Source organism: Actinobaculum massiliense, assembly GCF_001457435.1.
GTDB lineage: Bacteria > Actinomycetota > Actinomycetes > Actinomycetales > Actinomycetaceae > Actinobaculum > Actinobaculum massiliense.
The window spans coordinates 57,969-70,940 of sequence record NZ_LN881716.1; the positions used below are offsets into that span (position 1 = coordinate 57,969).

General features: G+C 60.5%; 9 protein-coding genes. 3 read left to right on the forward strand and 6 right to left on the reverse strand.

The window, feature by feature from the left end:
• Nucleotides 1–162 precede the first annotated feature (162 nt).
• Nucleotides 163–1,404 carry a septation protein SepH gene (gene sepH, locus BN2664_RS00530; protein ID WP_007000264.1) on the forward strand — a complete coding sequence of 414 codons (1,242 nt, stop codon included), beginning with the start codon at nt 163–165 and terminating at the stop codon, nt 1,402–1,404.
• Nucleotides 1,405–1,406: 2 nt separating this feature from the next.
• Here sepH and BN2664_RS00535 read toward each other — a convergent pair whose 3' ends face one another.
• Nucleotides 1,407–2,540: an alkaline phosphatase family protein gene (locus BN2664_RS00535; protein WP_007000265.1), complete on the reverse strand. Its 1,134-nt coding sequence runs from the start codon at nt 2,538–2,540 to the stop codon at nt 1,407–1,409.
• Between the two features lie 107 nt (nt 2,541–2,647).
• On the opposite strand from BN2664_RS00535, the gene BN2664_RS00540 reads away from it, so the two are divergent.
• Complete coding sequence (locus BN2664_RS00540) at nt 2,648–5,158, forward strand: DNA gyrase/topoisomerase IV subunit A (RefSeq protein WP_007000266.1); 2,511 nt, start codon at nt 2,648–2,650, stop codon at nt 5,156–5,158.
• An 80-nt stretch (nt 5,159–5,238) separates the two neighbouring features.
• Here BN2664_RS00540 and BN2664_RS00545 read toward each other — a convergent pair whose 3' ends face one another.
• The 3 genes from BN2664_RS00545 to BN2664_RS00555 form a co-directional block, all read right to left on the reverse strand.
• Nucleotides 5,239–6,201 carry a hypothetical protein gene (locus tag BN2664_RS00545; protein ID WP_007000267.1) on the reverse strand — a complete coding sequence of 321 codons (963 nt, stop codon included), beginning with the start codon at nt 6,199–6,201 and terminating at the stop codon, nt 5,239–5,241.
• A 92-nt stretch (nt 6,202–6,293) separates the two neighbouring features.
• A complete protein-coding gene (locus BN2664_RS00550) occupies nt 6,294–8,426 on the reverse strand; it encodes a DNA gyrase/topoisomerase IV subunit B (RefSeq protein WP_040317036.1) in 2,133 nt (710 codons plus the stop codon).
• Between the two features lie 302 nt (nt 8,427–8,728).
• Nucleotides 8,729–8,920 carry a DUF7455 domain-containing protein gene (locus BN2664_RS00555; protein WP_007000269.1) on the reverse strand — a complete coding sequence of 64 codons (192 nt, stop codon included), beginning with the start codon at nt 8,918–8,920 and terminating at the stop codon, nt 8,729–8,731.
• A gap of 148 nt (nt 8,921–9,068) precedes the next feature.
• Here BN2664_RS00555 and BN2664_RS00560 point away from each other — a divergent pair, with 148 nt between their 5' ends.
• Complete coding sequence (locus tag BN2664_RS00560) at nt 9,069–9,746, forward strand: 3'-5' exonuclease (protein WP_155856422.1); 678 nt, start codon at nt 9,069–9,071, stop codon at nt 9,744–9,746.
• Between the two features lie 19 nt (nt 9,747–9,765).
• Here BN2664_RS00560 and BN2664_RS00565 read toward each other — a convergent pair whose 3' ends face one another.
• Nucleotides 9,766–11,523 carry an RNA polymerase sigma factor gene (locus BN2664_RS00565; RefSeq protein WP_007000271.1) on the reverse strand — a complete coding sequence of 586 codons (1,758 nt, stop codon included), beginning with the start codon at nt 11,521–11,523 and terminating at the stop codon, nt 9,766–9,768.
• Nucleotides 11,524–11,661: 138 nt separating this feature from the next.
• Complete coding sequence (locus tag BN2664_RS00570; RefSeq protein ID WP_162137556.1) at nt 11,662–12,825, reverse strand: DUF4192 family protein; 1,164 nt, start codon at nt 12,823–12,825, stop codon at nt 11,662–11,664.
• Nucleotides 12,826–12,972 lie beyond the last annotated feature (147 nt).

The following is a 12,972-nucleotide window of genomic DNA, read 5'->3' on the forward strand; positions in this document are numbered from 1 at the left end:
GGCGCATGTGGGCGAGGCGCGATTTTTCGGCGCGGGCGGAAAAGGCCCTCAACCGGGTAACCTACAAGACAACGCAATTGTGAACACACCGGCTACCCTTCACCATTGAACGCGCGTTAAATGGCAATGTTGGAGCAGGTACCGCGTGAGTAAAGGGATGATATGAAGAAGCTTGAGCTCCTCGGCTTGCAGCCGGACGGCGAAAACCTCACTCTTAACGACGCCGAGGGAAATCGCTATATCCTCCCCGTCACGGATGATTTGCGCGCGGCCTTGCGCAAAGACCGCACCCCGCAGGTGATTGCGGCCGAACCCAACCAGCAGATGACCCCGCGCGAGATTCAAGCACTCATCCGGGCCGGTCGCACCATTGACGAAGTTTCCGATCTTTCGGCGCTCCCGCCCTCGCGGATTTCCGCTCTGGCCGGGCCGATTGAGGCGGAACGCGCCTACACCGCGCGGCTGGCTCGCCGTTTCCCGGTGGGCGCGGATGCGGGCGGATTTACCGTTGAAGAGCTTGTTACTTCGCGTCTGGTTTCGCGGGATGTGGACCCGGAGGCAATCACCTGGGATGCCACCCGCACCCACGGCCAGCCCTGGATGCTTTACGCCCGCTTCGTTTCGGGCGGCATTGCACGCGAGGCAATGTGGAAAATTGATTTGGACCACCAGCAGATCAAGGCGCTCAACGATGAAGCCTCCTGGCTTTCGGAGACCTCGCTGACCGCCGATGCCGGGCCGTGGCGCCCAGCGAATACCCCGCATATTGATGCGGACGTTGCCAGCGTTGAGAATTCTGCCGCGGCCCAAGCCGTGGCGCCCAGCGAACATCCTTCCGCTCCCGGCGCCGAGACGGGCGGGAATGTGCGGGTTTCCGCCACCGTCTCCGAGGTGCTCGCCTCTCTCGATTCCCAGCGGGGTAAAGCGCGCCCCATGCCTGACGCCGATAATGATATCGATCCGGAAGGTTTCGACGGCGCCCACCCGGCCCCCGAACAGATCGCCAGCTGGCCGGAAGAAGAAGATCCCGAACCGGCAACGATTTTGCCCTTCCGACCCCGCATGGAGCAGATTCCCGGCCAGCGCGCCCTGCTCGAACCCGAGGAGCTTCCCAGCCTCGATTTGGACGAAACGCCGGATGAGGCTGGCGCGCCCGCGAGCGATGAGGCCGGCATCAAGGTGAGCGAGCCGGAGCCAATCATTACTGACGAAAGGCCCGAGGCCTCGAAGCAACCGTCCAGGAAACAGGCGCAGAGCCCGGCGGCGGAAACAAGTAAGACTGCCGCCGCCGCTGATTCTGCAGCTCCCCATCCCAAGGCCTCAGCTCCGCGCCGCGGCGGACGGCGTAAGAACCGGCCGGCCATGCCCAGCTGGGACGAGATCGTTTTCGGCAAGAAGGACTAGCGCTAGCTCTCCGCCTGAACCCAGGGAACCAGCATTTCGCGCCGCGTCAGCGAGCCGTGCACGCCCTTCATAAAGGGTCGCCCGGGCAGGCGGCTACGCGAATCCACAATGCTGAGCGAGCCGTGCTGATAGGCGAGCACATCGCCCATCACCTGGCGCGAAAACTCGGTAACCTCGCCGTACAATCCGGCATTGATTGCCTGCGTCTTGGTGTAAATAAGCGAGCGCTCCCCGAGCGCTTCGTGCCAGCGCCGCGCCACGCCTTCGGGGTCCGCGGTGTACAAATGTAATCCGCGCTCCTCTCCCGAAACCAGATCAACGCCCTCCCGCAACTCCGGATACTCGGCAATGTCGATCCGCTCGGTGGGATCAACCATGCCGTGATCGGCGCTCAGTGCGATCCTGCTTCCGCGCGGCAGAGCGCGGCGAAGTTTCCCCAGCCCCCGATCGAGTTCCTCCAGCGCCCGAGCCCACTGTTCGGATTGCGCACCGTGTTCGTGACCGGCGTGATCAACCTCGGACCAGTAAAACACGCCCACTTTGCCGTCCTGCCGGCCGAAGAACTCCGCCGCCGCCGCAATCCGATCATCCAAGCGATCGGCCCCAATATGGCGCATTCCCTTCCAAGCCGCGCGGGTAAGGGCCGAGCCGGCGAATCGAACATCCTGAAATACCGCCACTCGCTCGCGTTCGGCGGCATCCAGTTGCTCGGCAATGCCGCGCTCGCGCTGCCATTCCTCCGGCTCAATCCCCACGTTTTGCCAGCTCAGCAAAGAAACGCTGCGGGCGGTAGCCGGTGAGCGCAATGCATAGGAGAGCATGGAGGTTCGCCCCGGTAGCTGGCCGGTTCCAATGGCGGTGAGGCAAGCCGCCGTCGTCGAAGGAATCATGGAGAAGAGAGGCTCCTGATGCTCCCAGCCGCGCAGATTTGCCGCATAGGCGAGCCGCTCCCCCAGGTTTTCGTAGCCCAGGCCGTCAACGATCACAATGCAAACTCGCTCGGCACCGATCAGATCGAGTTCTACCGCATCTTGCGCGCCGGTGCGCCCCGACGATTCAACCTCCCATCCCATCGCGCCACAGGCGGCCGAAAGCACCGCGCGAATTGAACGGGATGTGGGCGTCACAAAACTCATAGCGCTACTCTACCGGGCGCGGGTAGCGTCGGATTTCTCACCCGAATTCTTGCGCCGCTCCGCCGCCGCTTCCTCGAATTTGCGCGGAAATGCGCGATAATTAGGCAATGGCCCAAACTGGAACTACGCATCCGAAAGAACACGTTGTCGAGGTAAACGTCTCGGACGAAATGCGCTCGTCCTTCCTCGAATACTCCTATTCGGTTATTTACGCCCGGGCACTCCCCGACGCGCGCGACGGCCTGAAGCCCGTACAGCGGCGCATTCTTTTCCAGATGGGGCAAATGGGCCTTCGCCCCGATAAGGGGCACGTCAAGTCTTCGCGCGTGGTGGGCGACGTAATGGGCAAGCTCCACCCGCACGGCGATACCGCGATTTATGACGCTATGGTTCGCCTGGCCCAGCCTTTCACCATGCGCCTGCCGCTGGTGGATGGGCACGGTAACTTCGGTTCTCTTGACGATGGACCCGCCGCCTCCCGCTACACCGAAGCACGCCTGGCGCCCGCCGCCCTCGCCATGCTCGCGGGTCTGGACGAAAACACCGTCGATATGGTGCCTAATTACGACAACACCCTGCGCCAACCCTCGGTTTTGCCTTCCGCGATACCCAATCTGCTCGTCAACGGCTCCTCGGGAATCGCCGTCGGCATGGCAACCAATATGCCTCCCCATAATTTGGTCGAGGTGGTGCAAGGCGCGCAGTATCTGCTGAAACATCCGCAGGCCACGCTCGACGAGCTCATGCGCTTTATCCCCGGGCCGGATCTTCCCGAGGGCGGAAAGATCGTGGGCTTGGATGGAATCCGCGAAGCATATGAGACCGGACGCGGTACCTTCCGCACCCGCGCCACCGCAAAAATCGAGAAGGTCAGCGCGCGCAAAAAGGGCATTATTTTCACCGAACTTCCCTACCTCGTGGGCCCGGAGAAGGTGATCGACAAGCTGAAAACCGCGGTGCAATCGAAGAAAGTCAAGGGCGTATCTAACGTGCAAAACCTTACCGACCGTCACCACGGCACCCGCCTGGTGGTGGAGGTAAAGAACGGCTTCAATCCCGAGGCGGTGCTCGCCCAGCTGTATAAGCACACCCCGCTGGAGGATTCTTTCGGCATAAATAACGTGGCGCTGGTGGGGGGCCAGCCCCAGACCCTCGGGCTGCGTCAGTTGCTACAGGTCTTTATCGATCATCGCCTTGAGGTGGTACGACGCCGGAGCGAGCATCGCCTGGGCAAGGCCCGTGATGACCTCCACCTCACCGAGGGCCTACTTATTGCCGTCCTCAATATCGACGAAGTGATTGCGGTGATTCGTTCGTCGGACGATACTCCGCAAGCCAAAGAGCGCCTCATGGCGGTTTTCGATCTTTCCGAGCAACAGGCTGAATACATCCTTGAGCTACGGTTGCGACGGTTGACGAAGTACTCGCAAATTGAACTTGAAGAACGCAAGAGCGAGCTAGAAGAAAAGATCCGCGAGCTTGAGGAAATCCTGGCTTCCCGCGATCGGCTGGAAGCCGTGGTCAGCGATGAGATGGCGGAGGTAGCGCGCGAATACGGTACCCCGCGGCGCACGATTTTGCTGGAATCTGACGGCTCGGAAACCCTGGCAGCGGATGTTCCGCTGGAGGTGGCGGACGAGCCGACCTGGGTGATGCTTTCCGGAACCGGTCTTCTGGCGCGCACTACCTCTGGCGAGGTCCCGGCCCGTAGCGGGCCGCGCGCCCCGCACGATGCGGTGACGAGCATGGGGCTCACCACCGCCCGAGGGCAGATTGGGCTGGTGACGAGCCACGGCCGAGTGGTTTCGGTTGATGTGCTGACTATCCCGGCGGTGCCCGACGCCGCCGGCCTACCGGCGCTGGCGGGAGGATCGCGCGCCCACGAACTCGCCGGACTGGAAAAGGATGAAAAAGCCTTGGCGATTGTGACCTTCGCTAGTACCGGCAATGATTCCGCCGAAACTGAAGAAACCGGCGATGCTGATGCGGACGGCAAAACGGCACCGAAGGCCGGGCCGAGTGAGCCTGGCTTACTTACCTTGCTTACCGCGGCCGGTAAGATCAAGCGGCTTTCGGAGCCGCTACCCGCCGGGCGTGTCTCCACCGACGTCATTACCCTGGCGGACGGCGACTCGGTGGTGGGCGCGGGATTTAGCCGCGATACCGATCAAATCGTTATTGTCTCCTCGGATGCGCAACTTCTGCGCTTTGAGGCCTCCCTGGTGCGTGCCCAGCGCCGCGCCGGTCAAGGCATCGCGGGCATTAACATGGCCAGCGATGCACGGGCAATTGCGCTCGGTATTGCACCCGGCGATGATGTTTCCGGCGCCTACGTGGTGACGATTGCCGGTAGCGCGGATGCCTTGCCCGGCACCGTTCCCGGATCGGCCAAGGTAACCCCGCTCGATCGCTTCCCCGCCAAGGGAAGGGCCACCATGGGTGTACGTGCCCAGCGCTTCCTCAAGGGTGAAGATGAGCTCCAGCTGGCCTACATTGGACCCGAGCCGCTCCGCGCGATTACTCCCGCCGGCCAACCGGCGGCCTTGCCGGAGGTAGATGAGCGGCGCGATGCCTCTGGCACCGCTCTGGACGTCACCGTGCACGCCATCGGTATCTAGGCAAGCGCCGCCCGTAAGGTAGGCGCCGCTTCAAGCCACCCGCTGCACGAAAGGTAGGCGCCGCTCCTAGCCACCCGCCGCTAAGCCAGCTCCACCGGCTTGATGAGCACCTTGGTTTCGGTGGTTGGCGAGAAGCCAATTTCCTCGTAACCGGTAATACGCTCCTCCGCATCCTGCGCGTCCGGGCCGTGGTCAATCGTGACGTCCATTGAGGTGTAGCGCATGCCCGCATCGCGCTGGGCGCGCATCGAGGCAATGAGTAGTCCGGCGGTGACGTTCGCCGTCGAGCGCACGGAAAGCTCGTCGATATAGCCCTCTTTCCAGCCCAGGCTCTGCCAATCCTGCTCGTAGCGGGCGGCGATAATATACCCGACGACGCGCGGGCGATCCCCGCGCCGGTCCACTGCCAAAAAGCTCCAGTCCCTGTCCATAAAAGCGCGTTCGGTTGCCCACTGTTCGGGCGTCATTACCGCGTAGTCGAGCTTTTCGCCGTGGAAAGAGTTGTGCGCACCGAGCACGGTCGCATCCTGCTCACGGGTTATGGGCACGAAGTCAATGCCCGGTGCCGGAGTGTATTCGGGCAAGGAGGCTCGCAACGAGCGGCGCATTTGCACGTAACTGTAGGCGTGGGTAAAACCGAACGCCCGCAAGACGCTCATCCGCTCTGCCTCCCACGGCTCTAAATGTGCCACCGCGATAACCTGCTGGTCTTGGCTCACGGCCAGCGCGCGCGCCGCCTTCACCTGTTGGGCGGCAAGTTCCTTGACCCTTTCCCGGGGAGCGGCCGGGTGTACGACGCCGGAGATAATCACGGACGGGTGGCTACCGGCGGTATCAAAAAGCCGGGCCATACCGTACATCTCGAGGCGTCCGCTTTCTCCGCGCGCGCCAAAAGCAACATGCTCGCGGGCGGGATCAAAGAAGCTACGCACTTCTGCCGGTGAGGTTCGGAACGACGCGCCATCGTATTCTTGCACCAGCTCGATGAGCTCGTGGATCTCAGCGATATTTGCGGGTCCGAGCTCCTCCAGATGCGCCGTCATAGCTCTCCTCGTGTGGTTGTGCGTCCCTGCTGCAAGCGTTACTTGCGCCCTACTCTATGCCATTTATCCGCCGCGGTTCGCGGGCGCCGAGGCTAGGCGTCAATGGACTCCAGAGATACCTGATCCGCGCCGTCCACAATAAACTCGCGCCGCGGCGCCACCTCATTACCCATGAGCATATCGAAAACGGCCTCCGCTTCCTGGAGCGCCTGCTCGTCTTCAATTCTCACTCGCCGCAAGGTGCGTTTGACCGGATCCATGGTGGTTTCGGCGAGCTGATTGGCGTCCATTTCTCCCAGCCCCTTGTAGCGCTGGATCGGTTCCTTATAGCTACTACCGGCCTTCTCCAGCTTCGCCAACTCTCGGTGGAGCTGATCTTCGGAGTAGGTGTAGATATACCGCCCCTTCTTACCGCCGCGGCCAGCTACTTCCACCCGGTGCAGCGGAGGCACGGCGGCGTAGACGCGGCCGGCCTCGACCAGCGGACGCATATAGCGGAAGAACAGCGTGAGGAGGAGGGTGCGAATATGCGCGCCGTCCACATCAGCATCGGTCATCATAATAACCTTGCCGTAGCGAGCGGCGTCGACGTCGAACGTGCGCCCCGAACCGGCACCCACCACCTGAATAATCGACGAAACCTCGGCGTTCTTTAGAATCTCCGCGGGCGATGCCTTTTGCACATTGAGGATCTTTCCACGGATGGGAAGCAGCGCCTGAAACTCGGAGTTACGCGCCAGCTTTGCCGTGCCGAGAGCCGAATCGCCCTCCACAATAAACAATTCGGTTTTGTGTACGTCCTCCGAGCGGCAGTCGGCGAGTTTCGCCGGCAAGGTGGAATTCTCCAACGCATTCTTTCGCCGCGAGATCTCCTTGTGCACGCGCGCGGCCACGCGGGCCCGCATCTCCGCCACAACCTTTTCCAGTAGCCGCGACGTTTCCGTCTTTTGGTCGCGTTTGCTGGAGGAAAGAATCTTCTCGAGTTCGCTCGCTACGACCTTCGAAACGATCGACCGAACGGCTGCGGTTCCCAGAATTTCCTTCGTCTGCCCCTCAAACTGCGGTTCTTCCAGCCGCACCGTGACGACGGCGGTAAGCCCCGCCATAATGTCGTCCTTTTCAATGCGCGGTTCCTTGGCGGAAATCTTGAGCTTGCGCGAGTTCTTTTCCACCAGCGCCCGAATGGTTTTCACCAGCCCGGTCTCAAAGCCTTGCTGATGGGTTCCTCCGCCGGGAGTGGCAATGATATTGACGAAGAACTCTTCCGTGGTGTCATATCCCGTGCCCCAGCGCAGAGCGACGTCCACCTTGCAGACCCGCTCTACCTCGCGCGCCTTCAAATGCTTCGTTTCTTCGTCGAGCACCTGCACGTTTTCTACGAAGGTGCCCTCCCCCTGCAGGCGCATGGTGGCGGTCAGTGCCGGATCGCCGGCGAGGAAATCCACGAAATCCGTAATTCCACCGCGATACTGGAAAGTCTCTTCGTAGCGCCCATCCTCACCGGGCGTCCCGGTAATTTCTCGCTCATCGACGATGGTGATGGCCAGCTCCGGGATAAGGAACGCCGTTTGCCGCACTCGCTCAACCAGCTCGTCGTATTGGAACTGCGCGTTAGCGAGGAAAATCTCCGGATCCGCCCAGTACCGAACCCTCGTGCCCGTCTTATTCTTTGCTACTTTTCCGACGACGTCGAGCTCAGAACCGTGGGTGAAGGGCTCGAAGTCTGCGCTTGGCGAAGGGGCACCAGCCGAGCTATAACGCCCCGGCTCCCCGCGCCGGAACTGCATTTGGTAGGTTTTGCCGCCGCGATCTACTTGCACATCCATGCGGGCAGAAAGTGCGTTAACAACCGAGGCACCCACGCCGTGCAGGCCACCGGATGCGGAGTAAGAGCCACCGCCGAATTTTCCGCCTGCGTGCAGCTTTGTGTACACCACTTCGACGCCGGAGAGGCCCACGCCGGGAACCTCATCAACCGGAACTCCGCGCCCGTTATCTGCTACTTCCACTGAGCCGTCTTTATAGAGCGTCACTAGAATTTCGGTGGCAAACCCCTCCAGAGCTTCGTCCACGCCGTTATCAATGAGTTCCCACAGGCAGTGCATGAGGCCGCGCGAATCGGTGGAGCCAATGTACATACCGGGACGCTTGCGGACGGCCTCCAAGCCTTCGAGGACCTGGAGATGCCGCGCTGTATATGCTTCGGAAGTTGACACGCGTTTCATCCTAACGATCGAGAGGGGCAAAATCGGCGCCACCACGCCGAAAAGAACATATTTTGGGACTTCTCACTTAGACTTGTCGCGCTCCGCAGGGTCGGCAAGCCGGCGGCAAATACGATGCCAACCGAGCGGAAGACTACCTGTGAACGAGAAACTTCCCGCACGCGCGACGGGCGGCCAGCTGGCCGCCCGTCTGAGGTCTACATTTATCTGGAGGCACCGTCTCTATACTCGGGCGCTCCATATTTGCACGCGAAAGCCGGGAGCCGGACTCTCTCCGGCGGCTTCCCGCGTTTGCTTATCGCCTACTTGTCAATTTGATCGCGTTCATCCTGAATCTCGAGCGCCGATTCACGCAGCTTCTCAAGATGCTGCGAGGCATGGTGCCCACAGAAATAAAGCTCACCGTATGGCATCTCCACGCGCACGTAGGCCTGCGCGCCGCAAGCGTCGCACCGGTCCTGAGTCGTCAGGGGTTTCATTTCAGTTACTGTCATACTCACATACCCATCAAAGCATTAAAGGCGAAGAAAATTCCTGGTTGTCCGTCACGGTTCACCACCCGGGAAACTTGTGATTTGGCGCATTTGCACCGGGCGAGGCGAAATGAGGGTTGTTCCCATCTCTCCCCGTAGAATGCGTGTTATGAATATCGCACCCGCTACCTCCCCTTTCGCGCCGTCCGCACGCGGTGGGTTCGCCGTCGTCGACCTTGAAACCACTGGACTGGATCCGAAGCGGGATCGGATTTTGGAGATTGCGATTGTCAACTTGGATGCCAGCGGAAAAAGCGAAGCGGAATGGTCGAGCCTGGTCACGCCCGAGCTTTCACCCGGTGAAAAAATCGGCGCGCAGTTCATTCACGGTATTACCGAGGAAGATTTACGCGGCGCACCCAAATTCGCCGCGCTTCTCCCGGCAATTAAGGAACGCCTGCGCGGGCGAGCGGTCGTGGCGCATAATGCACGCTTTGACGTTTCTTTCCTCAACGCCGCTTTTGAACGCGTCGCGTTTTCCTTCGCAATTCCCGAACAAGCGACGGTCTGCACCATGGAGCTCTCGAAGATTTACCTGCCCGCCGGCCGCCACTCGTTGGTGGAAGCCAGCCGCCGGGCGGGTATTACCGTAACGGAGCACCACCGCGCTCTCGCCGATGCCTGGACCGCAGCGAAGCTTTTGCAACGATATTTCGAGCACGAGGCCACCGGTGAACGCTACGAAAAGGTCGCCGTTTCACGCGATGGCCGCACTTTTAATCCCGCCGCCTGGAGCTCGGCCCTGCGTGCTGGGGTCAACCTAGCCTGGCCGGACAAGCTTTTCTAAGGTCCGGCCGGGCCGCGGTTTAGTCCAGATAATCGCGCAGGACTTGGCTTCGCGAGGGGTGGCGTAGCTTCGACATCGTCTTGCTTTCGATCTGGCGAATACGCTCGCGGGTCACCCCGTACACCTTGCCAATTTCATCCAGCGTCTTGGGCTGACCATCGGTAAGTCCAAAGCGCATGGAGACTACGCCCGCCTCACGTTCGGAGAGCGTATCGAGCACCTGCTGTAGCTGTTCCTTCAGCAGGGTGAAACCAACCGCGTCATCGGGATGCACAGCCTCGGAATCCTCAATCAGGTCTCCGAATTCCGAATCGCCATCCTCACCCAGCGGAGTGTGCAAGGAAATAGGCTCGCGGCCATAGCGCTGAACTTCCACAACCTTTTCTTCAGTCATATCCAGCTCGTGCGCCAGCTCCTCCGTCGTGGGCTCACGGCCCAAATCCTGCAGCATCTGGCGCTGCACGCGGGCCAGCTTATTGATGACCTCGACCATATGCACCGGGATGCGGATGGTACGGGACTGATCGGCCATAGCGCGAGTGATTGCCTGGCGAATCCACCAGGTGGCATAAGTGGAGAACTTATAACCCTTGGTGTAATCGAACTTCTCCACCGCGCGCACCAGGCCCAGGTTCCCTTCCTGGATCAGATCCAAGAACAGCATCCCGCGGCCGGTATAGCGCTTGGCAAGGGAAACCACCAGGCGCAAATTTGCCTCCAAGAGGTGGTTCTTCGCCGAGCGACCATCGCGAGCGATAATCCGCAACTCGCGCATATAGCGACGATCCTCCTGCGGATCGAAATCGCCCTCGTCCAGCAGATGCTGAGCGTAGAGCCCGGCTTCGATTCGCTTGGAAAGCTCCACCTCTTCGGCCGCATTGAGCAGAGCGACGCGGCCAATTTGCTTGAGGTAATCCTTCACCGGATCGGCTGTTGCGCCAGCCACGTGCACGCGAACCGCCGGCTCATCCGATTCGTCAGAATCTTTAACTGTGAACGATCCCTTGACGCCCTTCCGAGGAGTGGAATCAGCGGAGTCTTTATCCTTCGGCGCCCCCTCTTCCTCTTCATCCTCCTCGGGCTCGGAATCCTCAGAGTCATCGGAATGCTCGTCGTATTCGTCATCGAGATCTTCGTGATCGAGATCTTCTTCGTCGAGATCCTCATCCTCCAGATCGTCAATGTCATCGATATCTTCCGGAGTTTGGGCGGTCTCGACGTCCTCATCTACCTCGTCGCCCGGCTTGACCGCATCTTCCTGGAGCTCTTCGCTGGCTTGCGAAGCCTTGGCGGATTTCGCCTTAGCGCCCGCCTTGGTTCCCCCGTTCTTCTTCCCAGCAGTGGTTTTACCGTCGGAAGCGGAGGCAGACTTAGCCCTGGAAGCCGCCGACTTCTTAGTAGTGCCGGCAGTCTTCTTGGCCGTGCTTTCCGTCTTCTTCGCAGTACCTTCCGTCTTCTTCGCAGTACCTTCCGTCTTCTTCGCAGTGCTCGCAGACTTCTTTGCAGTATTCGCCGACTTCTTAGCCGCACCGGCCGACTTCTTGGTAGCGGCAGCCTTTTCTTCGGTCTGCGGCGCTTCCTTTGCCTCAGCGCTGGCCTTCTTGGACCGGCTCGTCGGCTTCTTCTCCGAGCTCGAGGCCTTCTTGGCGGCGCCCGCCTTCGCCCGCGGCTTGCGGCTGGCCGTGGCCTTCTGTGTGCTCGCCGATGCTTCTTTCGCCTCGCCCGAGTCCTCGACCTGGGCCGATAGCTTGTTCGTGCTGGCTGCCTTAGTTGCCACGTGACGCCTTTCTGCTCGCGAATAGTGGTTTTAAAACCAAAGGATCATACCGGTAAATTTTGATCTATGTAGCCAAACGCCGCCGCGCGGCTTTCCATTCCCAGCATTTTCTAACGTGTTTCGAACCACATCGGCGAGCTATGCTGCGTCGTCGTCGGCCTCCGCCTCGTTTCCCTCGCACTCCTCTTCGTATTCCTCGATGGCTTCCTCGTCATCATCCTGGAGATCGGGCGCCTCATCACAGATTGCCGGAGAGAGCCACGGCGGAAGCGAACTCCACTGCAGGGCATTATTGAGGAGCATCGCCAATGAGTATGTTGAATCAGCGACCAGAGCCTCACGCGTTCGTTGGGCCGCCAGCGAAGTCATCCCAATCCACCAGGCCAAATAAGCTGCGCACGCCAGCGGCGCGGGATCGGTTTCGGAGGCGAAACCCGCAATTTCGTCGAAGATCATAAGGAAGGCCCGCGCCCGTTCGATATTCGGCATCTCTTGCGCATTGAGCTCCGCGGAGTTTGAAAGATCCACCTCGTTGAGAGGAACCAGCGGTTCACTACTGAGCGCGAGAGAAAGAATGCGGTCGCGAATTTCAATTGATTTCAACCCGGCTAGCGCCAGCCCCGCCTCTCGTGAGCTGACCTCCGGTAGCCGAGCGCTCCTACCTTTGCTGCGGTAGCGAATAAAACGGCGAATAAGGCTATCCCAGGTGGAAAATATGCGGTTATGGCGCCCTTCTTGGAGCTGTTGTTCGCAGGTGCGGGTAGCATTTTGCCGCCGCGTTTTACTTTTGCGTTCGATGCGGATGGAAGGTTCCTGGGTGAGCGGCGCCGAGCCCGCATAGACCAGGCTGGCCGCCGCTTCACTTGAATCGAGCACGTCCCAGCGATAGGTCTTATCTTCGGAAAGATCGTAGAAGCCGTGCTCGTCGGCCACAAAAACGTCGAGCGACCACCCGTTTGAATCTGTCTCCCACATCATTTCGAGCCGGTCGCACACCATGGAGACGGTGGCGGCCAGGCTCGCAAAGTGAGGTGAGTCGCTTATCGTCTCCACATCCTCCACGTAGGCCGCAATAATGACCCTGCGCATACGGCACACTTCTACCCCGCTGGCTAACTCCAGGGCGGTTTCAAAGGTCACCGGGCCACCTCGGAGATCAACTTTCATAAGCGGACCCGAATGCGCAACGCTCGCTGCCGGCCCTTGGGGATCACATTCGGCGCCAAAGACGACAAGGTGATGCGTGGGGTAAAATCCCAGAAGATGCGGAATAACGGTGAGGGCCTCCGCTGGCCTCTTCAATGTGATTGTCTCCATGAGGAATATCCAAACGGAGTTTCTTTTCTCCCGATGGCTCACCTCAGCTCCCTGTGGACAGCGAGGTACACAACCCGATCTGTGGAACGCTCCGCGCCGTCGCCGCCGTTTCCTGGCGAGTCGGAACGGCCC